Raw genomic sequence first — 20,039 nt, 5'->3', positions numbered from 1 at the left:
TCACACCGACCTCACACGCCCCAAGTGAGAAAACCTCATTGTTGCTGCCGCAATCGTCCTATCAACTCTCCAGAGGGGAAACTACTGAGAAAACCTCACTTACGCACGCCTCCGCAAACCCGCACATTAAAGTTCTCGCCGGACACGTCATACGGCGACTACCGTATCGCGACGATCGATTTCACAAGACCGCCGAACTTCTCTCGCCATATTGCCGAGTCGGGGAAGTAGTCAGCCATTTGAGTAATACCGATGAGATCTACCTCGTGAACTGAATCTATTGCCTGCTGGCGGTTCCTCGTGAAGCGATGTCCGGACTTCCATCGTGTCGTAATCCCTACACGGGCGCTGAACGGCAGAAATTGAAGTCCTGGAAATAACCAATGCGGCTCAATTGGAAAGTATCTGTAAGGAGTTTGAACCCAATGATGCCGCGCTGCTCCGTGGATCACATCCGCCAATCGAACTCGTTGCGCATGTCCCCCGACATGCTCGATCAAGCTATTCGAAACGACTAAGTCGTAGTTGCGGCCGATGACGTTATCCGGAGGGGCACAAGCGTCCCCGCAGACCGCGTTGACCGAATCTGTATTAGGAAGCGAACGCAAGTTGACAAGTGTCACATGCTTAGGCTTCAACGGAGCCGACTCCCAGTAGTCCGGCGTTCCACCTAGATCAAGGACCTCCATGTCGGCGATTGCAGGGAATGTCTCGACGAATTTGATCCACCGCCGATGGCGTGCGCGCGCCGAGAACGAGGTGTGGCTGGTCGCATCGACAGCGAGGCTGGTTAGCTTGTCCACCCGCTTAACACTAGTCGCGTCATCCGCACCGCGCACGTAAGGCCTTTGACACCCGCGCCCGGTGCAGGTAGGAGCCGCGGTGAGCAAGCTTGCGATGCGAGCGGTCGATCTCGCCCCACTCGTCGAACAGGGCCAGGATCTCGGCCGCCTCGGCGTCGAGCAGCCCATGCATCGGCGACCCGCCCGGCGCCTTGTCGACCAACTGCCCCACGGCGCGCCGCGCGATTCAGCGGTGCGCACGCACCTCGCCCAGCCCCAGCTCGTGGCAGGCGCGGCGCAGCGTCCCGCCGGCGTCGACCGCGTGGTCAAGCAGGCCCAGCAGGCCGTCCTCGCCGGTTAGCCGCAGCCCTTCCGAACGGGCCCGATCCACCAGCTGCCCGATCAGCTGCTCGTCGAGGTCGTCCAGCCCGACCACGCCCTGCCCATCGGGTGCCTCGAGGACCTTCTCCTCCACAATCACATCAGTCACAGTGCTCTCCTTCTTCCTCAGGAGTTACACCGTTCAACTTACAGACCCCATTATCCCTGCTTAGTTCCCGTGTTGCGATTAGCTCGAAAGGGTCAGGCGGCATGCGCGTTTGGTTGTTGCATGACGGCGTGTGGCGTTTCTAATGTGACCGCTCGTGATCTTGAGCTTCTTCTCGTCGCAGGGCTGGCAGTCCTGGGGTGTCGAGCACCGGCCGGTGATTCCGGAGAGCATGCCGTTTCTTCAAAGGGAAGTGCGCGCAACGGCGCGCGCATACCGCACCGAGGCAGAACTGTTTCCCGACATGGCGCACGACATGATGCTCGAGCCCGGATGGGCAGCCGCAGCCGAACGAATCCACACGTGGCTCGAAACGCATGACCCTGCGAGGAAGTCACACCAATCGGGATAGCGACTTGCCGACCGGAGTCCTATGTCGCCTTATGACCCGAACTCACCACAGTGACATCCGTCACAGGCGAGCCGTCCTTATCGCTACACACTCGGCGAATCGCATTGCGAACCAGGCATCAGAATCTGCCGAGTTCAATCGCAACATGAACCCGACCGCATACGGTCACTGCGGAGACAAGTCACACCTACGCCACCGCCCTGAAAATGCGCGGAATTGCATCAGATGCATCATTCAGCAGCCCGGCAGAACGTTGTGACAGCGTCGATCTGGGTATTCGCTGGCGACGCAGATGTCGGTCGGGCTGTCACTCGACACGCCTCCTGAGCTGCGTTGATGCTCGACATCCCGCTGCCAGGATGCATTTGGTGCAACACTGAGGCATCCGTTCGCGACTGAGGAAGGGTGCGTGGGGATGTCGGAACAAGCCCAACAGCATGGCCATCTGGCTGGTTCGGCACGGCTAGTGCTGGTGCAGGGACCGGCGTTTTGCACCCCGAGCGGACAGTGTTCGATGCGATGCTGGCCGGGTGGCGGGCGCAGCAGCGCAGCAGGCTGCTCGCGGACGCAACGGTGCTGTGGCGAGAGCGGATCATGCGCCGATTCGCCGAGTTCACCGACGGGGTCCCGTGGACCTGGACGGCGAGTGATGTCGAGGACTGGACCAGTAGCCTGCTATCGCGTAACGGCCACGTGCACACCACGATCCGCTCCTATCAGGGTGCGGTGGCGTGCTTCCTGGATTACGTGGTCGACGCCCGCTATGGCTGGGTGGCCGAATGTGAGGCGCGGTTCGGGACGCATCCGGTGCAGATCTGTCACGAGTGGAACACCGCGGTGCACGTCGCCGACTACGAAGGTAGGCCGGGACGGCGGCCGTTCACTCGCGCGGAGTTGCAGGCGTTGTTCGATTATGCCGATGCCCGGGTGGGCGAGGTCCGCGCGACCGGTCGCAAGGGCTGGCTGGCGGCGTTTCGCGACGCGACACTTTTCAAAGTGACTTACGCCTGGGGGCTACGCCGGCGGGAGGCGGCGATGCTCGATGTCGCCGACTTCACGACGAATCCGGCGGTTCCGGAGTTGGGCCGATTCGGCACGTTGGCAGTGCGCTACGGCAAGGCGATGCGCGGGTCGCCACCGCGGCGGCGCCAAGTGGCGACCGTGATGCCGTGGGCGGCCGAGGTGGTCGAAGAGTACGTGACCGAGGTCCGGTCCTGCTATCCCGCGGCTGACCATCCGGGGCTGTTTCTCACCGAAAGGGGCGAGCGGATCTCGGTGCGTCAGGTCGACGACCGGTTCGCCGTCTATCGGGCCGGCGCTGATCTGCCGGAGAATCTCACCCCACACTGCCTGCGTCACTCTTACATTTCCCACCTCATAGAGGACGGTGTCGACCCGACATTTGTGCAGCGCCAGGCGGGGCATTCGTGGGCGTCGACGACGGCCGGCTACACCACGGTCGGCGCCGATCACGCCAATCGGATGCTGCGCGCGGCCGTGGACCGGGCCTTTGTTGCTGCACCGCAAGGGAACTTGCCATGAGCCGGGTCGTGATACAGGCGAGAGTAGAGGGACGGTGAGATGACCAGCCAGGCCCAAACGGCGTTCATAGAGAACTGCGGGGACATCGACCGTCTCCTTGAGATCCACGGCGATATCACCCCTGAAGGTCGCGGTCGGAAGTGGCAGGTCGAGGCGCTCCACAAGTCCGCTTTCGTGCTGCTCACGGCGTTCTGGGAGGCCTTTTGCGAAGATCTCGCTGCGGAGGCGCTCGACCATCTCGTCAAGCATTCGACAACGGCAAACGGTCTGCCATCGGAGCTTCGGAAACTGGTTGCTCAAGAACTCAAGACCGACCCGCATGAGTTGGCCGTATGGCGACTGGCTGAAAACGGCTGGCGCACAGTCTTGTCGTCCCGACTCGCAAAGCTGCAGGCGGAGCGGAACAGAAAGCTGAACACACCGAAGACCGCCCAGATCAACGATCTCTTCAAGAGCGCGGTCGGCGTTGAGAACGTCGCGAAGGCTTGGTACTGGCCGGGCATGAGGGCTGACGCTGCCGCAAAGAAGCTCGACGCGTTCGTGACACTCCGAGGCGAAATAGCTCATCGGGGATCAGCAGCTACCAGCGTGACGAAGCTGAAGGTCAACGAATACTACAACCACGTCAAGCGGCTCACTACCCGCACCGAGACGCGAGTTGCTGAGGTGATTACCACCAGCACTGGGGCGAATCCATGGTGAAAGATTCTGTACCGCAGAGGGACTCGCGATGAGCAGGGTCGTGGGCTATCGCTGGCATCTACGGCTGCGGATGGCCGAGCGGGGCATGTTCGCCACTACGGAGTTGGGCCCGCTGCTGGCTGAACGGGGCGTCGTGATCTCGCGCGAGCAGGTCTACCGGCTGGCGGCGGGCACGCCGGAACGGTTGTCGCTGCACACGTTGGCCGCGTTGTGTGACATCCTCGAGTGCACGCCGTCGGATCTGATCGAGCCGGTGGTCGAATCCAAGTCTGGTGCCAAACGCGCTGCCGGAGCGAAAACGACTACGGCACAGTCGGTTCCGCGTGAGTTGCGACCCAAACGCGCCCGCATCATCTCTGACCCTGAGGACCCGCGGTGAACGCGGGCGCCGCCCGGCTCTGTGGCCGGTGCGGGCGGGTGCGACCAATCTCCCGGCGCGCCGGCCCAGATGGGCCCGACATCTGCTCGACCTGCTGGCGGCCGCCGACCGCGGCCTGCTCGGTCTGCGGCGACGAACGCCCTTGCAGCGGAGTCGCAGCCGGGCGGCCGATATGTAGTCGCTGCCGGCCACGCCGGACCAGCCAGTGCGCCCACTGCGGCGGTACTCGGCCCGCAGCCGCGCGCTGGCCCGAGGGCCCGATCTGCGACCCGTGCTACACCGCCGCGCTGCGTCGGGCCGGCACGTGCACCCTCTGCGGGCGCCACCGGCGTCTGGTCGCCCCGCCCGGGCCGGGCGCAAATACCTGCGCCGCGTGTTCGGGCGCCGGACCCGCCGGGCACGTCTGCACCGGCTGCGGTGTGGAAGACAAGCTCTACATCCGCGGCTACTGCGCCCGATGCACGCTGGAGCGGCGCACCGACGAGCTGCTCGCCGACTCCAGCGGCATCGTGCCCAGCACGCTCGCCGCGGTGCGCGACGCCATCGTGGCGACCAGCGCCCCACGGACCGCGCTGAACTGGCTGCGTAAGGGAGCGGGGGCTGCGATCCTAGCCGCGCTCGCGCGCGGCGACGTCGCGCTGACCCACGAAGCCCTCGATGCGCACCCGACCCGACGAGCCGCCGACTATCTGCGCGCCGTACTCGTTGCTCACGACGTCCTACCACACCACCGCGCGACGAACCGCTGGCCAGGCTCGAGCGGAAAGTTGCGGACCTGCTCGAGCGGGTCCCCGTCGGAGAGGACCGGCGCACGCTGACCGCCTATGCCACTTGGCGGATCCTGCACCGTGCCCGTCGACGCGCCCGTACCCGACCCACCTCGACCGCGGCCACCGGACATGCGGCCCTGCGCCTGCGGGCTGCGATCGCGCTGCTGGAGTGGTTGCGCGACAACGCCGTCCAGCTCAGCCAGCTCCGACAAGCCGACATCGACCAGTGGCTGCTGACCGGCCCACCTACGCTGCGCCGTGAAATCGCCGACTTCCTCGGCTGGACTGCTGCCCGCAAGCTCGCCCCACCATTGACCCTGGCGGATGCCGCCCACCGCGAAGGACCTGCCCTCAGCGAGCAGGACTATTGGAGGCTCGCCCAGCGGCTGCTGCATGACCCCGACATCGTCACCGTCGATCGGGTCGCCGGCAGCTTCGTGCTGCTCTACGGCCAACAGCTATCCCGTATCGCGGCAATGACACGCAGCCAGGTGCACGACCGCGGCGACAACCTATCGATCCGATTCGGAACCGGCGACGTCGAAGTCGCCGAGCCTCTAGCCGGATTCGTGCGCGCCCACCTCGATGCACCCCGCCGACACACCAGCATCGCCGCGCCCCCCGACAGCAACTGGCTGTTCCCCGGACACCTCCCTAGTCGACCGATCACCCCGGCACGACTGGGTCAACGCCTCGCCCAACTTGGAATTGACTGCCAAACTGGCCGGCGCGCCGCAATGTTGTAACTCGCCAGCACCGTCCCCGCGGCAGTGCTGGCCGACCTGCTCGGCATCCACACCACCACCGCCGCCGACTGGGCACACGCAGCCGGGGGCGACTGGTCCCACTATTCCGCCGAGATCGCCCGAACGCGCGCCCAGACCGCGCCCAACTCCTTCGAGAAGGTGCGATGAGACGCTCCCTCACCGGTATTCGACATAGACGATCAACGCCGTTCACCAGTTTCAACGCCGGAGTGTCGCTGCAGGCGTTGATGGCCCTGCTCGGACACGTCTCCACCCAGATGAGCCTGCGCTACGCCCACCTCTTCGACCACACCGTGCGCACCGAATACGAACGCGCCCCGGACCTGGCGAAAAGCCACATCGGACCGTTGCCCACCACCGGGCCCCAGCTGCCGATCACCGATGTCACCGGCGCCCGATGGAAGGACGCGCCGGCGGTCAAATCACGGCTCGCCGGTGGCTACTGCCTGCGCGCACCTGCGCAAGGTTCATGCCCCTATGCCAACATCTGCGAGAACTGCCCCAGTTTTCACACCGACTCCACCCACCTGGGAGTCCTTGCAGCCCAACGCATCGATGCACAGGATCTGGCCGCGGACGCAGAACAACGCGGCTGGATTGACGAAGCAGAACGGCATCGCAAACTCGTCTCCAGACTCGATGCGCTCATCGCCCAGACGGAGACCGCATGAACGAAAGCACCCTGGCCAGGGTCGAGCGGGTCTGCGCCGAGTTCGTCACCAAGGGCTATCCGATCACCTTCACCGCCGTCGCCGAACAGGCCCAGATCGGTCGTGCAACGCTCTACCGCGACCAGCAACGACGTGCCATCGTCGACGAACACCGGACCCGGCAAACAGACGCCCGGACCTTGACCGGCCTCGCCACCCAGGGCTCCGGCGTTGTTGATTTACGGGTCCGTGACCTGGGCTGATGGTTATTCGGTGACACGCCGTCGAGGCTGGTGGGCAGGCACGGGCGGTCCGAGGACGATGGAGTTGCTCAGACCTCATCGATCACTCGGAGTTGCCCGTGCCTGCCCTGTCAGTATCACCCGTGGACTCGATCACCGAGGCGTTGGCTCGCTGGCAATCCGGCGAACGCGTCCGTGTGCTGCGCACCGAGCTGTTGGACGTGCTGGCGCAGGTTCCTGATCCACGTGATGCACGTGGCGTGAGGTACTCATTGATGGCGCTGTTGGCGGTGGCGATCCTGGCTACGGCGGCCGGCATGCGCTCCTACGCGGGGTTCGCCACGTGGGCAGCGAGTGCACCGCAGGATGTTCTCGCGCAGTTGGGTATTCGGTATCGACGCCCGAGCGAGAAGACGTTTCGGACCGTACTGTCGCGTCTGGATGCCGCCGACCTGGACCGCCGCCTCGGTGCATACTTCACCGCGCTGGCTGTCGCGCAGTCCGCCGCCGGCGACGCGCTGTTGGTGGTGGCGCTGGATGGCAAGACGTTGCGAGGAGCACGCCGCGCCGGAGCGGCGGCGGTCCATGTGGTGTCGGTGTTCGCCCATCACGCCCGGCTGGTGCTCGGGCAGCTCGCCGTCGCGGACAAGAGCAACGAAATACCCTGCGTCCGTGCGCTACTCAGACTGTTTGGGCACGTCCGGCTCCTGGTGACCATCGACGCAATGCATACCCAGACCAAGACCGCCAAGCTGATCTGCAGCACCCTGAAATCCCACTACCTGATGACGGTGAAGTCGAATCAGCCCAGCCTGCTGGCCCGCATCAAGGCCATGCCGTGGGCGCAGGTGCCAGTTACCTTCGCCGAGCCGTCCGAACGCGGTCACGGCCGCATTGAAACACGAACACTCAAGACACTGACCGCATCCCGCGGAATCGGGTTTCCCTACGCCAAGCAGATCGCCGAGGTCACCCGTGAACGGGTCGTGACTGCCACCGGTGTTCGCTCGATCGAGACTGTCTATGCCATCTGCAGTGTTGCGTTCGAACAGGCCCCACCCAAGCTGATCGCCTCCTGGCTGCGCCGGCACTGGGGCATCGAGAATTCGGTGCACTGGGTACGTGATGTCAGTTACGACGAGGACCGCTCGACCGTGCGCACCGGCACCGCGCCCCAAACCATGGCCGCTCTACGTAACACCGCCATGAATCTGCACCGCCTCGCCGGAGCCACCAACATTGCCGAAGCCTGCCGCACAACGGCATTCAGCAGCAACAACGCCCTGCAACTCTTCACGAATCCACATATCCCCAGCTCACAGGCATGCTAATCAACAACGCCGGAGCCCTGCCTCGCCACCGAACTCGTTCACCTTCGCACCGCCGTCGAAGCCCTCGCCGAAGTCGTCAAACGCCACGAAGAACAAATCCGCAAGATCACCCAATCACCACACCGACGATGAACCATCCCACCCGGCAGCGGCGATCCATCGGCCCCGATTAGCTGGTCAATGCTTCGACAATGCTGCCGCGGAGGCGTTTTTCGCCTCGCTAGAATGGGAAGTGCTGTCCCGCAATCGGTTCCGTGATACAATCCATGCGCAGGCCGTGGTTATCGACTGGTGCTACACCTTCTACAACCACCAACGCCGGCACAGCGCCGCAGACGGGCTATCGCCCGTCAACTACGAGATCAGGGAATCCAAGACCAAGCCGGAAGCGGCATAGGAAACCCTCCACGATTTCGGGGGAACCACATTGGACCTAACCCGGCAGATCACCGCCATCCAGATGCAACTACTCGACCTGGCCAAAGCCAAGACCGAAACCCTCGCCGCCGCCCGTCACCTCGACCTGGAAGCATTGCAACCGTCAATCAACCGATTGGCCAAAGCGAAGTAACGCAAGCCCCACGCGCTCACAAAGCGTGAGGCACCAACAACCGCTTCGCGCTCACATTTATGTGAGGCACCTCGATCAGGGCAAGCGAAGGTAGCGTCAGGCACGTCGAGGTCTCCCAGATGAGGCGTGTAGGAACCTTCATCATCGGGAGACCTCGACCCCTACCCCGGTAACGACGCGCCGACCACCTCTACACCCTCAACCGCGAAGAGCCAGTTTTGGGTCGGATCCTGTGCACCAGCTCGGCGAGCAGCGTCGCGAGTCACGCCTACCCGGAAACGTGGTGCGGCACGCTGTCATCCGACCGCCGACCGACGGGAGAACCGCAATATATCAACATATCGATATATCTGTGTATACCGGTGACATTCAAGTTCCCCCGCGCAGGCATGTCGTCTGGCGCGTCGACTAAGCGAGGTAGGCCAGGTAGGCTCCGGAGCGAGTCGGTTCGAACCGGCAGTAAGTCATCGGGCAAGGGGGACCATGAGGCAGTCCGTCATCGGTGTGGGCGTCGGGGTGGCCGGAGTACTGGTCGCGGGTGTTTTCGGCACGGGCGCAGCCGCCGCGTCGCCGCCTTATTATGGTATGACCTACGCGAAAGCCGTCGGGATTATGCAGAGCAAGGGTCAAACGCCGGCTATCGCGACAGTAATCGGTAGCCAACTGCCGACTGACGACTGCGTCGTGACAAACGCTTATAAATCGTTCACTCTCGACTCTTCGGGCCGTACTGCGCATCGGGGCACGTGGATGTTGGACCTCAACTGCAACCGTGCGGTAGCGCAAGCGGGCAAACCGGGCAACTCGGTAATGACGCCTGAGGGACAAAAGGCAAAGGCTATCGATATCAAGTCGACGTCTATCAGCGACGATTTCGCGAAAGCAACAAAAAACGGCAAGGCACCTTGGTGTGAGGCCAACGCTCGGAGGTGCCAACAAATTTGCGACAGCTCTGGAATGTGTTCTGACGACCTTGTGAAATATCTGGCCAGCCTCTGATGGCTGAATACCCTGCGTGAATCACCCCGGGTTTCGTGCACACCTTCTTTCGAGGGAAGGTTGTTCACATCATGGCGAAGAAGTACGACGAGAAGTTCAAGGTCAAGGCGGTCCGACTGGTTATTGACCATGTCGATGAGTACACCTCGGAATGGGCCTGCATCACCGCGGTGGCCAAGCGGTTGAGCGTGTCCACCGAGACGCTGCGCCGCTGGGTGGCCCAGGCTCGGGTGGACGCCGGCCAGCGTGATGGGATCCCTACCGATACCGCGCGAGAATTGCGTGAACTCAAACGCAAGAACCGTGAGCTTGAGGAAACGCGCTTTATCTTCAGCCGGTGCCAGCGGATTGCGGTGTGACTACGGTGTTTGTGTCGTGGACAGTGTCTTCGACGGAGTGGTGCGGCTGGTGCGGATTTGGCCGTGGAGATGGGCTATTTGACTGCGGAGTCGATGGTTATCCTCATCGAGTTCGCGGATCCGTTGGTGAGCGAGGGTAAGTCGTTGCCGCAGTGATGCGTCGCTGGCGGGTTGGGGTGAGCGCGTGAGGCGGCCGGGCGTGGGTTGGCGCCGAGCACGGATCCTGCGGATTTCGTCTTTGAGGTCGGTTTGGGTGTAGAGCCAGGAGCGTGAAACATCGGCGCGGTCGGCTACGGCTTGGAAGCTGATCGCGGCTCCGGCCTGGTCGAGGTCGTGTAGGGCGGCGATCGCTTTGGCGCGGGTCTGTTCGTGGCGCTGTTTGGCCGCGGCAGCAAGGTGAGAGCTGTTGTCAGCGCGCATGTTCTGCGTCCTCCGGGTCGGCTTCGAGTGTGGTGATGATGGTGTCGAGATTGGCCAGCACGGTGCGGTTGGATTCAGCCAGGCGTTGTTGGCCGCGGGCTTCGGCGGCGGTGATCAACTGCAGGGTCTGGGTGCGCTGAGTGTGGTGTTGGGGCAAGAAATCGGGAGTGGTAATGAATACAGGGCACGTCAGACAGGCGTTGGCGTGCGGGCACGACTTCTGCAGTGGCAGTCCGCAATAGCCGTTGGGCAGCGCCATTTTCGCGCGGGCGAGGTTATGGTTCATCCACTCTGCGTCGCCGATCAGCGTGTCGGCGCTGGTGTCGACGGGATGGCCGTGGATGTCGATCTTGCGGGCGCGTTCCCACTGGGCACGGATGGTGGTGTCAGCCAGGCGGGCGTATCGGGCGGTCATAGTGTGGCTGGTGTGGTCGAGCAGTCGCCGCACGACTTCCTGGGAAACGTCGTTGTTGAAACTGGTAACCAGCAATGTTCGAACCCTGCGAATGCCCAGCCGCGGGCTGCCGCTCACGCGAGGCATTCGTCATGGTTGGTGACTGGCGTCGTGGGTGAGTTGGGCGGCGTAGCGGTTCCAGTCGCCGCCGGCGTCGTGGACCCAGTGGACGGCGGTGGTGGGGTGGATGCCGAGTAGGTCGGCGATGACGGCGGCGGGTAGTTGGGCGGCGAGGTGGGTGAGCGCGGCGCGGCGGCCGGGTTGGGCTCGGATCCCGAGTTTGCGGAGGCGGTCGCCGAGTCGGGCGGCGGTGAGGGGTCTGCCGGGTTGCAGTCCGGGGAACAGCCAGCGGGTGGTGCTTGGGGTGCCGACTCCGGTGTAGGGGCGGCCGTCGCGGGCGAGGGCTGTGATGAGCTCGGCGAGCGGTTCGGGGATGTGCAGGTCGTCGGTTCCGAGTCGGAGAAAGACTTGCGGGCCTTGAGTTTTGATCTGGTCGTGGGTGATCGCCACGATCCGGGTCAGGTGCTGGCCGTAGAGCAGCAGTAGTGCTCCGGCGACCCTGTCGGTGAGTTCGATGGTGTCGTCGTGCAGGAGCCGGGCGATCTGGGCCCACCGTTGGTCGTGGTCGGTGGCCGGGCCGGCGTTGCGGCCCGGGGTGGCGATGGTGACCGGGCCGGTGTGACCGGTTGCGGCGGCCCATTGGAGGAAGTCGCGGACGCGGTAGCGGGACGGCGGTTGTCCGGCCAGGTAGGTGTCGATGTCGGCTTGGCCGGTGTCGGCCAGGGTGGTTTCGTGGTCGGCGAGCCAGTTCAGCAGGTCGATTGCGGCGTTGATGTTGGTGCGGGCGTGATGGGTGTAGGTGCGTGGCCGGTCGCCTTGTGCCGCGGTCACCCGCAGGCGGCGTAGGACCTGCCAGGTGGCGTAGGAGTGGACGAGGCGGCGGTCGCTGTCGCGGGTGACGCCGGCCAGGGTGCGGGTGAGGAATTGTTCGGTGGCGGTGAGTTGTTCGTCGCGTTGCGGCAGGACGTTGTTGGCGACCAGCACGGCCCGCAGGTATCCGGCGACACCCGGGCGTGGGTACTCGTCGAGTGCCTGGTGGGTCAGATCCACAGCGCCGGACGCCATCTGGGTCAGCAGGGCCGCGCCGGCACTGTTGCGCAGCCAGTTCAGCGCGGTGCGTGGAGCGTCGGTGGCAGTGATCGCCTGGTAGACCGGTTCCAGGTCGGGCCGGTTCTGCCCGTCGGGGCCGGACAACGCGGCCGCGGTTCTGCGGTTGAGTGCGCACGATGCGCACCTGCCGCGTTCGTAGGCTCTGTCCTCGATCCCGCAGTCGGTGCAGGTGTGGCTGACCGGGACACCGGCGCAGTCGGCGCAGATGGTGGCGTTCGGGCCGGGCGGGTGGACGAGCCGCCGCCCGGTCCGGCAGGTCGCGCAGGTGCCGCGGCGGCGCAGTGCCGCGATGTAGCAGGGGTCGCAGACCGGTCCCTCGGGCCACCGGGCGGTCGGTGGGCGGTCGGCGCCGCAGTGTGCGCACGTCGCGGTCGCCCGGGGCGCGCATCGGGCGCAGACCGGGCTCGGGCCGGAGGCGAACGAACAGGGCCGCCGCCGCCCGCAGCGGCTGCAGACGGCCTCGGGCCCTCGGAAGCAGGAATCGCAGATGTCGGGTTGGCCGTCGCGGGCGCGGCGGGCGATCCGTCGGGTCCGTCCGCACTTGCCGCAGACCCGCTGCGGCCGGTCGGCGCACCGCGCGCAGACCGGCTGGCCCTGCCCGTCTCGGCCGGCGACGGGTTTGACCACGCCGCACCGCAGGCACGCGGTCGCGAGTTGCCGGCGTCGGCAGCGGGCGCACACACCCCCGGCCGGCGAACGGGTCAGCGGCTTGCCGGTGCGACCGCACCGGCTGCAGACCGGGTCCGGCAGGTCCACCCCGCGGGCCTGCAGTTCCCCGACGAGGCGGCCCACCACCGGCGGTGCGCCGACCGTGAGCGCATCGGGATCGGCGGCCAGGGCGGCGGCCAATGACCGGATGACTGCCGCGTGGCCGGCCACCGCGTCCAGCGCAGCGGTCAGCACGCCCATCGGGATATCCGGTGTCCTCGCCGCGACCGCGGTGATGATCCGCGTGCGCCCGCAACCGGTGCACAACCGCCCGTTGGCGCAGGCCGGGCATCCAGTCTCGTTGGCCGGCATGGGCTTTCAGCGTCCGGTGTCGGGCAGCACCCGGGCCCGGGTCGGGCGTTGCGGCGCGGCCGGCCCGGCCTGGTCACGTCGGGTCGGGCGGGAACGGGTGGGCCGGTAGGGCTCGATGAGATCGGCCGGGGTGCAAGACAGGATGTCGCACAACGCCGCCAACGTGGTCAGCGACAAACGTTCCGGGACCCGGGCCACCAGCCGGTAGACCTGCTCCCGGGACAGCACGACCCCCCGTTCGGCCAGCAGCGGCACCAGGTCCGTGGTCGCGAACATCCCGGCCGCCGCCATCCGGGCTCGCAGATGCCAGTGATACCCCACCTGAACGCTCACCCCGGTGATGATTCCGCACCGAACGCGGCATCCAACGCGGCCCGCAACATCCGGTTCTTGGCGTCCGCGCCGACCTGCGTGTACACCGCCGTCGTGGACGCCCAGGAATGCCCGACCTGCTGCTGCACGAACAACGGGTCGACCCCGTCCTCGATCAGGTGGGAGACATAGGAATGACGCAGGCAGTGGACCGACAACTCGGCCGGCAGGCCGGCCGCCGCCCGCCACCGGGCGAACCGGTCATCGACCTGCCGCGGCGAGATCCGGCCGCCCCGTTCGGTCAACCACAGCGCCGGATGCGCCGCCGCGGCGTACCGCGGCCGCACCAGGGTCAGGTACTGCTCCAACGCCTCGAGTGCCCACGGCATCACCGCGGCGACCGACCGGCGTCGCGGCGGGGAGCCGCGCATCGCCTTGCCGAACCGCACCTGGCACACGCCCAGCCCACCCAACTCGGGGGCAGCCGGGTTCGCCGTGAAGTCGGTCACATCCAGCATCGCGACCTCCCGCCGCCGTAACCCGAACGCATAGCAGACCTTGAACAGCGCGGCGTCCCGGAACGCGGCCAGCCATCCCTTGCGGCCCGAGGTGATGGCCTGTTCGGCCCGGTCGTCGGCAGCGTCGAAGAACGCCTGCAGCTCCGCCCGGGTCAACGGCCGCCGGGCCGGACGCCCCTCGTATTCGCACACGTGCCGGGCGGTGTTCCACTCGTGACAGATCTGCGCCGGCCGCGCACCGACCCGCTGCTCACACTCGACGACCCAGCCGTACCTGCTGTCGCACACATACTCCAGGAACACCGCTACCGCGCCCTGGTAGCTGCGGACCGTGGAATGCGCCCACCCGCCGGTCGCGATCCACGACTCCAACTGTCCCGCCGTCCAGGACCACGGCCAGCCACCGGTGAACTCGCCGAACCGGCGGACCGTGCGTTCCCGCGCACCGATAATCGACTCGCCCAACCGCCGGGCCAGCTGCTGCGACCGCCACCCGTCCAGCATCGCGTCGAACAACGCCGGCTCCGGACGCACCGGGGTGCAACCCGTCACCACCGTCAACGCAGCCGAACCAGCCACCCGAGCACCCGACACCAAACCCCCCGACCACACCTGCCATCAGACGCCACAATCAGGCATCAAACGCAACCGAAACACATGCCTCATCGTGCCATCAGATGCCACCCCCGCGATCACATCCCAGGTCAGATAGCGTGTCGCCCATACCGCCAGGCCGGGCCGGCGGCCGCTCCAAAACCGAAATCCCTTACCGACTCCCAATCACCATCCATGCCCAATGATGCATCAGATGCAATACCGCGCACTTGCAGGCTCGTTGCGTAAGTGTGGCGAAACACATGTGGGGAGAAGAGGATTCCCGTCCTGACACGAAGACGCAGCACCAAATCGTAAACGCTGCGATAAGTCATCGGCGCCCCCACCGGATCAGCCCACAGATTGATGAAGACGTAATCGCTATCCAGGTCGCCGTACTCGGCATGCAGGTAATCGCAGTACATTCGGATCAGCCGGCCCGGTACCGGAACCTGACGCGATCCGGACTTGGCGCGCGCCCCATTGGTATTCACCCGGCCCACCACCGACACAACGCACGCAGCGGCGTCGATGTCCTCATGGCGCAGTCCCAGGGCCTCGCCAATACGTAGTCCCGTCTCGGCCAGAAGGGTGAACAACAACCGGTCCCGCAACCGCTCGCACGATCCCAGTACCGCCGCGACCTGCTGCTCATCCAGAGTTGACGGCAGCCGCTTATCGGCACGCAACCGTATCCTGCGCGTCCGTTCCGGTCGAGAACCTAAGTGCGCCAACAAAGGTCGCCACGACCTACCGCCGGATCCGCGTCGCTGCCAAGTCACCAGCAGATCACCCAGATCTACACCGTGGCGCTGATGGAATTCATAGAACGCCGACACCGCCGACAGTTTCCGGTTCACCGTCGCCTCTGAGCACCCCGCAGGCGGTGCGCTCGGAAACGCCACCACATTGGGCGCATCCCTAGATTCTGGCCCCAGCCTCAGCCAAGCGACGAACCGGCCCACATCCTCCAGGCGTACATTCGACCACCCCAGACCTGACCGAGTGCAAAACGTGAACCAGTCCCGAAGGTCATGGGCATACGCGCGGACGGTATTGGCAGATCGTTCCACCGCATGCAGATGAGCCAAGAACGCCTCAACCGGTTCCACAGCGCATGCATCGGCACCAACCACAGTCCACGACTCCGGATCGCCGAACGGCATCACCACCCGCTGGACCACGTAACCCGGCGATGATGTCATAGACACTAAAGATAAACGGTCCACGACGAAACACCCTGAGCCTCAAAGGGTGTGTCGCCTACATCAAGGACACGCCGCCAAGGAACCGTAGATAACCATCGAAATCCTCAAGGCGGCAGCAAGTTTCTTCGCGCGGGAGAGCGACCCGCTACATCGTTGATCTGTGCGTTCATCGCCGAGCATCGCGCTCGGTTCGGGGTCGTTCCGATCTGCCGCGTGCTCTCCGAGCACGGATGTCAGATCGCCCCGAGGACGTTCTACGCCTGGCTGTCCCGGCCACCGTCGAACCGGGCGTTGTGGGACTTGGTGATCGTGGAGATACTGGCGAGCTTCTACGAACCCGACGAGCAGGGCCGGCGCAAGCCAGAGTCGTTGTACGGGGCCACCAAGATGTGGGCTCATCTGCAACGGCAGGGCATTGAGGTGGCCCGTTGCACCGTGGAGCGACTGATGGCTGCCAACGGGTGGGAAGGGGTGCGGCGGCGCAAGAAGGTCCGCACCACCATCGTCGACCGACACTCACCCGACCCAACGTTGCGCTATTCTTCACGTGCGAAGTGCCTTCCAGCTCGCATCATGGACTCTCGACAAGTCCCATCATGCCTTGCGGGACAGACACTTTCGCCTATCAACACACTCCGACCAGCGAATATCTACGAAAAATCCGGGCTAGCTGACGGAAGCAACTTCAGAACGGAGTTCAGGCTAAGATATGACGGACGGTATTGGTGACAGCAGTTTGGCCGAGGAAGAAGTTCAGTACTTCAACCAACAACTCTACAGCAGCAACCTCGAGTATTGGCGGCGTCTGGGGCACCTGGACTTTCGAGGCAAGAGTGTCCTCGACATCGGATGTGGCCACGGTGCTCTTTCGGTGTACGCGGCACAGCAGGGTGCGAAACGGGTGCTGGGCATTGATATTGACAGCATGCGTGTTGACTTTGCGTGTAGAAATTTGGAGGTCAATTATCCAGAATTTTCATCGATTATTTCCTTTCACAACGGTGGGCTTGAAGAAGTCACCGAAGCATTTGACGTTGCGCTGTCCAAGGATTCGTTTGAACACATAGATGACCTGCCAGGCATGATGCGCAGTATCGCGAAGCGGCTCAACGACGACGGCGTGCTTGCAACCGGCTTCAGTCCGCTGTATTTCAGCCCGTTTGGTGATCACGGTCGGTACTGGAAAGGCTCTCGCAGGATCCCTTGGCTGCCAGCAATATTGCCCGAATCGGCACTTTGCCAGCTCGCTTCTCGTCGGCGGCACGAGCGGATACAGACTGCCAGTGACGTCGGGCTGAACAAGCTGACGCCAGCTCAATTCCGCTCGATAATTGCCGAGCAAGGATGGAATGTCATTAGTTGCGAAACAAACAAGGGTAGCCGCCCGGCGATGCGAGTTATGAGGGCGCTCAGTAGACTGGCTCCACTGGAGAAATACTTCACTGTCAACATTTACGCATGTCTCCGCAAACCCGCTCATTAAAGTTCTCGCTGGACACGGCCCCTTGCGGTGCGGGACCAGTGCGCTGACCCCCGCCGCCGACAGCGCCTGCGCCCAACGCCACAGGGTCAACGGGGAGGTGTCGAACGCAGCCGCGACCTGCACCTGGGTGGCCGCCTTGATCCGCATCAACGACACCGCCGCGAACCGCCGCCCGGCGGTGTCCCCGCCATCCCAGGCGAAGACCAGGTGTCCGTGCACGAAGACCCGGCCCCCGTGCTCGTCCTCGATCATCGCGGCCGCGGCACTGATCTCGATGGCGCCGGCCGGGATCAGCGGCAACGGCGGCTGGGTGGTCATCACCGTCATCGCCGCACCCCAAATCCACCGGAAACACTTCATGTATTATATCGCGACTAGGTCGGGAATCGACCCCGACACACCGCCAAATCCACAGCTCACAACACAGAATTACCGACCGGACACGGACTCCATGTCCGGAGTCCTGGACATAGGGCCTGTGTCCGGTCGGTAATTTAGGCTCTACTGACATGAATGTGGATGACCTCCTGTGTGGTATGGGAGCTTCAGGGTGACGGGTCCGCAGGCTAGGAGGATGAGCGCGAGGGCGGCCTTGGCACTGTGGAAGCCGTAGGCGCGTCGGATGAGAAGCCGCACCTTGGTGTTGAGCCCTTCATGGCGTCCGTTGGAGAGTCCGCGCTCGAGGGCGGCGTCGATGCCGGCGCGGTGTTTACGGATGGTGCGTCCGGCCTTAATGAACTCGGGGATGCGGCTGCGTTGGGCTCGTGCGCACCAGCGATTGAGCAGTTCGGCGACGGTGGCCGTGTCGAGGTCGCCGGCGAATACCTCGCGAAGTGCTTCCTTGAGTTGGTAGGCGCGCCAAAGTATTCCACCGTTGCGTTTCATCTCCCGTAGGGTTTGGGCTTGGGTGTCGGTGAGGTCGGCAGGATTCTTCAGCAGCGCCCAGCGAGCGCCCTTGAACGTCTTGGCGATGCGCTGATCGGGCAGTGTGCGGGCGGCCTGCCAGACCTGGCGGCGCACCGCCTCAAGCGCATCGGTGACGACTTTGACAACGTGGAAGGGATCAAAGCAGATGACCGCCGCTGGTGCCCGCTCGCGCACGGCTTTGGCGTAGGCCGGTCCCATGTCCATCGACACCGCCTCCAGGGATGCGCCGCCGTCGGGCAGCTCGTCGAAGAATGCGCCCAAGGTGTCGGTGTCCTTACCGGGTTTGCCCCACACGATGGTGCCGCTGTCGTGGTCGGAGACCAGCGTCAAATACCGGTGGTGTTTGCGCCAGGAGATCTCATCGACGCCGATGTCGACCAGCCCGCACAGCCGGTCGGGGTCTAACACCTCGGCGGCGACCCGCTCACAGATCGCGCCCACGGTGCGCCAGGCGACACGGGCAAAGCTGCTGACGGTGGTCTTGTCGGCCTTGGTGACCAGCCACGCCACCAGGTCCTCGAAGTCGCGGGTGTGCCGGGAATCGGGGCGCGCAAACGGCACGCCCTCGGCCAGCACACCGTGGTCCGGGCAGCGCAGCCGTCTGCGCCGCAACAGGATCCGACATATCCGCCCACCCATGTCCAGATGCCGCCACGATGAGTCCACCTCACGGGTGTCATAGCGGTGCCCGGTGCTAAACGAACACTGCGGGCAGCACAGCCGCCGACGGCGCAAGCTAACCGTCACCCGCAGCTCGCCGTCGCACACAGCGGTCTTGCCGGCCCGCACCCCAGACAGTCCGAGGAGGGAATTGAGTAGGGTTGATGCGCGCACGGACGGCTCCAGGATCGATTGGGGTCAGAGCCTTCGAACCTAGATCACCGTCCGTGCGTCCCCACTCACCATCCCCGGCCCATACCACACGCTCCCCGATCCACATGAACGTCAGGAGAGCCGTAATTTAGTGCTCTGATCTGCGGATTTCTCGGTGTGTCGGCGCACGACTTTGGCTTCGATGATTAATAATAGAAATAGCTATTTCGCGCGATTACGGGGGTGTGGTGGACGATGACCGTGATGACCGTGATGACCGTGCAGCCGCCCCTGCCGCTGGTGCCCGAGGATGCGCGCCCGGTCGGCACGGCCGCGGCGATCGTCGAGGACGACGACGGTGGCCGGGTGTTCGTGCACGGCAATCTGGCCTACGCGTGGGACGCCGGTGACACCGCGGGGCGCCGGTTCGCGGCGGTGTCGCTGATACGGATCAAGGCGGCCACCCAGCTGCAGGTCGCCGAGGCGTTCGCGGTGACACCGGCCACGGTGCGGCGCTGGGAGGCCCGGCTCACCGACGGCGGTATGGCCGGGCTGCTCGGCGAACGCAAGGGCCCCAAACGCAAGTCGAAACTGACCGCCGACACCGTCGCCGCGATCCGCCGGTTACGCGACGGTGGGGCGTCCTACCGCGCCATCGCCGCGGCGACCGGGGTGTCGGCGGGTAGCGTCCGCAACGCGCTCACCGACACCGACACCGACACCGACACCGACACCGACACCGACACCGACACCGACACCGACACCGAAGAGCCTGGCGCCCCAACGGGTTCGGATGCTCACCTGCTGTCGGAACCGCAGATCGCGGTCGAACCCGAGATCGAGATCGAGGTGGAAGCCGAGCAGGATTGCCCGGCAACGATGTCCGATGTGCCGGTCACCGACACCGGCGCTGCTGCTGCCAACACCGAGGTGCCGGTGTTGGCAGATCCGGTCGACCGCGGCGGCGAGCGCGCGTTGGCGCGGTTCGGGCTGATCCCGTACGCGCCACCGGTGTTCACGCCGTGCGGGCGGGCCCCGCTGGCCGGGGTGTTACTCGCGCTGCCCGCGCTGGCCGCGACCGGGCTGCTCGAGTGCGCGCACACCGTCTACGGCGGGTTGCCCAACGG

The 20,039-nt window shown here is 64.9% G+C and carries 24 protein-coding genes, 4 pseudogenes and 1 other annotated feature; of the genes and pseudogenes, 17 read left to right on the top strand and 11 right to left on the bottom strand.

What is annotated here, in order from left to right; translation table 11 throughout:
* Nucleotides 1–158: 158 nt before the first annotated feature.
* The 3 genes from K9U37_RS00140 to K9U37_RS00130 are packed head-to-tail and all read right to left on the bottom strand — an operon-like array spanning nucleotide 159 to nucleotide 1,272.
* The gene (locus K9U37_RS00140; RefSeq protein WP_243069984.1) at nucleotides 159–803 is read right to left on the bottom strand and encodes a class I SAM-dependent methyltransferase; all 645 of its coding nucleotides are present in this window, start codon (nucleotides 801–803) and stop codon (nucleotides 159–161) included.
* A 19-nt stretch (nucleotides 804–822) separates the two neighbouring features.
* Nucleotides 823–1,014, bottom strand: a complete 192-nt coding sequence (locus K9U37_RS00135; protein ID WP_243069983.1) for a hypothetical protein — start codon at nucleotides 1,012–1,014, stop codon at nucleotides 823–825.
* A 15-nt stretch (nucleotides 1,015–1,029) separates the two neighbouring features.
* Nucleotides 1,030–1,272, bottom strand: coding sequence for a hypothetical protein (locus tag K9U37_RS00130; protein ID WP_243069982.1), 243 nt, complete (start codon nucleotides 1,270–1,272; stop codon nucleotides 1,030–1,032).
* A 154-nt stretch (nucleotides 1,273–1,426) separates the two neighbouring features.
* On the opposite strand from K9U37_RS00130, the gene K9U37_RS00125 reads away from it, so the two are divergent.
* The 14 genes and pseudogenes from K9U37_RS00125 to K9U37_RS00060 all read left to right on the top strand — a co-directional run.
* Nucleotides 1,427–1,681, top strand: a complete 255-nt coding sequence (locus K9U37_RS00125) for a hypothetical protein (protein ID WP_243073483.1) — start codon at nucleotides 1,427–1,429, stop codon at nucleotides 1,679–1,681.
* Between the two features lie 489 nt (nucleotides 1,682–2,170).
* The gene (locus K9U37_RS00120; protein WP_372489349.1) at nucleotides 2,171–3,223 is read left to right on the top strand and encodes a tyrosine-type recombinase/integrase; all 1,053 of its coding nucleotides are present in this window, start codon (nucleotides 2,171–2,173) and stop codon (nucleotides 3,221–3,223) included.
* Between the two features lie 39 nt (nucleotides 3,224–3,262).
* Nucleotides 3,263–3,925: an MAE_28990/MAE_18760 family HEPN-like nuclease gene (locus tag K9U37_RS00115; protein ID WP_243069981.1), complete on the top strand. Its 663-nt coding sequence runs from the start codon at nucleotides 3,263–3,265 to the stop codon at nucleotides 3,923–3,925.
* A 28-nt stretch (nucleotides 3,926–3,953) separates the two neighbouring features.
* On the top strand, nucleotides 3,954–4,304 hold the full coding sequence (locus K9U37_RS00110) for a helix-turn-helix domain-containing protein (RefSeq protein WP_243069980.1): 351 nt from the start codon (nucleotides 3,954–3,956) through the stop codon (nucleotides 4,302–4,304).
* A 419-nt stretch (nucleotides 4,305–4,723) separates the two neighbouring features.
* Nucleotides 4,724–5,122, top strand: coding sequence for a hypothetical protein (locus K9U37_RS00105; protein WP_243069979.1), 399 nt, complete (start codon nucleotides 4,724–4,726; stop codon nucleotides 5,120–5,122).
* Nucleotides 5,123–5,247: 125 nt separating this feature from the next.
* A complete protein-coding gene (locus K9U37_RS00100) occupies nucleotides 5,248–5,820 on the top strand; it encodes a hypothetical protein (RefSeq protein ID WP_243069978.1) in 573 nt (190 codons plus the stop codon).
* 24 nt (nucleotides 5,821–5,844) lie between these two features.
* Nucleotides 5,845–5,988 (top strand): hypothetical protein, encoded by a 144-nt coding sequence (locus K9U37_RS00095; RefSeq protein ID WP_243069977.1) that lies wholly within the window; start codon nucleotides 5,845–5,847, stop codon nucleotides 5,986–5,988.
* Nucleotides 5,985–6,512: a site-specific integrase gene (locus K9U37_RS00090; protein WP_243069976.1), complete on the top strand. Its 528-nt coding sequence runs from the start codon at nucleotides 5,985–5,987 to the stop codon at nucleotides 6,510–6,512. The genes K9U37_RS00095 and K9U37_RS00090 overlap by 4 nt, the downstream gene beginning before the upstream one ends.
* Nucleotides 6,509–6,754: a hypothetical protein gene (locus K9U37_RS00085; RefSeq protein WP_243069975.1), complete on the top strand. Its 246-nt coding sequence runs from the start codon at nucleotides 6,509–6,511 to the stop codon at nucleotides 6,752–6,754. Before K9U37_RS00090 ends, K9U37_RS00085 begins: the two co-directional genes overlap by 4 nt.
* Before the next feature lie 98 nt (nucleotides 6,755–6,852).
* On the top strand, nucleotides 6,853–8,064 hold the full coding sequence (locus K9U37_RS00080) for an ISAs1 family transposase (protein WP_443627142.1): 1,212 nt from the start codon (nucleotides 6,853–6,855) through the stop codon (nucleotides 8,062–8,064).
* A gap of 175 nt (nucleotides 8,065–8,239) precedes the next feature.
* A pseudogene (locus K9U37_RS20100) lies at nucleotides 8,240–8,461 on the top strand (integrase core domain-containing protein); the annotation flags it as partial.
* A 30-nt stretch (nucleotides 8,462–8,491) separates the two neighbouring features.
* Entirely contained in the window at nucleotides 8,492–8,635 is a 144-nt protein-coding gene (locus K9U37_RS00070) for a hypothetical protein (protein WP_243069974.1), read from the top strand.
* 483 nt (nucleotides 8,636–9,118) lie between these two features.
* Nucleotides 9,119–9,634: a hypothetical protein gene (locus K9U37_RS00065; RefSeq protein ID WP_243069973.1), complete on the top strand. Its 516-nt coding sequence runs from the start codon at nucleotides 9,119–9,121 to the stop codon at nucleotides 9,632–9,634.
* Between the two features lie 71 nt (nucleotides 9,635–9,705).
* A pseudogene (locus K9U37_RS00060) lies at nucleotides 9,706–9,954 on the top strand (transposase); the annotation flags it as partial.
* A gap of 39 nt (nucleotides 9,955–9,993) precedes the next feature.
* On the opposite strand, the gene K9U37_RS00055 reads toward K9U37_RS00060, so the two are convergent.
* From K9U37_RS00055 to K9U37_RS00030, 6 genes and pseudogenes are all read right to left on the bottom strand, one after another.
* Nucleotides 9,994–10,413: a DUF6262 family protein gene (locus tag K9U37_RS00055; protein ID WP_243069972.1), complete on the bottom strand. Its 420-nt coding sequence runs from the start codon at nucleotides 10,411–10,413 to the stop codon at nucleotides 9,994–9,996.
* Nucleotides 10,403–10,885: pseudogene (locus K9U37_RS00050) on the bottom strand (tyrosine-type recombinase/integrase); the annotation flags it as partial. The gene K9U37_RS00055 and the pseudogene K9U37_RS00050, both read right to left, overlap by 11 nt.
* Nucleotides 10,886–10,957: 72 nt before the next feature.
* On the bottom strand, nucleotides 10,958–13,057 hold the full coding sequence (locus tag K9U37_RS00045; protein ID WP_243069971.1) for a site-specific integrase: 2,100 nt from the start codon (nucleotides 13,055–13,057) through the stop codon (nucleotides 10,958–10,960).
* A 6-nt stretch (nucleotides 13,058–13,063) separates the two neighbouring features.
* Nucleotides 13,064–13,390: a helix-turn-helix domain-containing protein gene (locus tag K9U37_RS00040; protein ID WP_243069970.1), complete on the bottom strand. Its 327-nt coding sequence runs from the start codon at nucleotides 13,388–13,390 to the stop codon at nucleotides 13,064–13,066.
* Complete coding sequence (locus K9U37_RS00035; RefSeq protein ID WP_243069969.1) at nucleotides 13,387–14,466, bottom strand: tyrosine-type recombinase/integrase; 1,080 nt, start codon at nucleotides 14,464–14,466, stop codon at nucleotides 13,387–13,389. Before K9U37_RS00035 ends, K9U37_RS00040 begins: the two co-directional genes overlap by 4 nt.
* Before the next feature lie 125 nt (nucleotides 14,467–14,591).
* Nucleotides 14,592–15,686 (bottom strand): site-specific integrase, encoded by a 1,095-nt coding sequence (locus tag K9U37_RS00030; protein ID WP_243069968.1) that lies wholly within the window; start codon nucleotides 15,684–15,686, stop codon nucleotides 14,592–14,594.
* Between the two features lie 94 nt (nucleotides 15,687–15,780).
* Between K9U37_RS00030 and K9U37_RS00025 the strand changes: the two are divergent.
* A pseudogene (locus K9U37_RS00025) lies at nucleotides 15,781–16,217 on the top strand (IS3 family transposase); the annotation flags it as partial.
* Nucleotides 15,804–15,935: a sequence feature (AL1L pseudoknot), on the top strand. Its footprint overlaps the pseudogene before it by 132 nt.
* Nucleotides 16,218–16,386: 169 nt before the next feature.
* Here the strand turns inward: K9U37_RS00025 and K9U37_RS00020 are convergent.
* On the bottom strand, nucleotides 16,387–16,548 hold the full coding sequence (locus tag K9U37_RS00020) for a hypothetical protein (RefSeq protein WP_243069967.1): 162 nt from the start codon (nucleotides 16,546–16,548) through the stop codon (nucleotides 16,387–16,389).
* Between K9U37_RS00020 and K9U37_RS20275 the strand changes: the two genes are divergently transcribed.
* Complete coding sequence (locus K9U37_RS20275) at nucleotides 16,495–17,172, top strand: class I SAM-dependent methyltransferase (RefSeq protein ID WP_372489547.1); 678 nt, start codon at nucleotides 16,495–16,497, stop codon at nucleotides 17,170–17,172. The genes K9U37_RS00020 and K9U37_RS20275 overlap by 54 nt on opposite strands.
* 501 nt (nucleotides 17,173–17,673) lie before the next feature.
* Here the strand turns inward: K9U37_RS20275 and K9U37_RS00010 are convergent.
* Nucleotides 17,674–18,933: an ISL3 family transposase gene (locus tag K9U37_RS00010; protein ID WP_243069965.1), complete on the bottom strand. Its 1,260-nt coding sequence runs from the start codon at nucleotides 18,931–18,933 to the stop codon at nucleotides 17,674–17,676.
* 243 nt (nucleotides 18,934–19,176) lie between these two features.
* Between K9U37_RS00010 and K9U37_RS00005 the strand changes: the two genes are divergently transcribed.
* Nucleotides 19,177–20,039 (top strand): hypothetical protein (locus K9U37_RS00005; protein ID WP_243069964.1); only part of this gene is annotated, 863 nt, incomplete at its 3' end.

This window comes from Candidatus Mycolicibacterium alkanivorans (genome assembly GCF_022760805.1).
Lineage (GTDB): Bacteria > Actinomycetota > Actinomycetes > Mycobacteriales > Mycobacteriaceae > Mycobacterium > Mycobacterium alkanivorans.
This window is presented reverse-complemented; position numbering and strand designations above follow the sequence as displayed.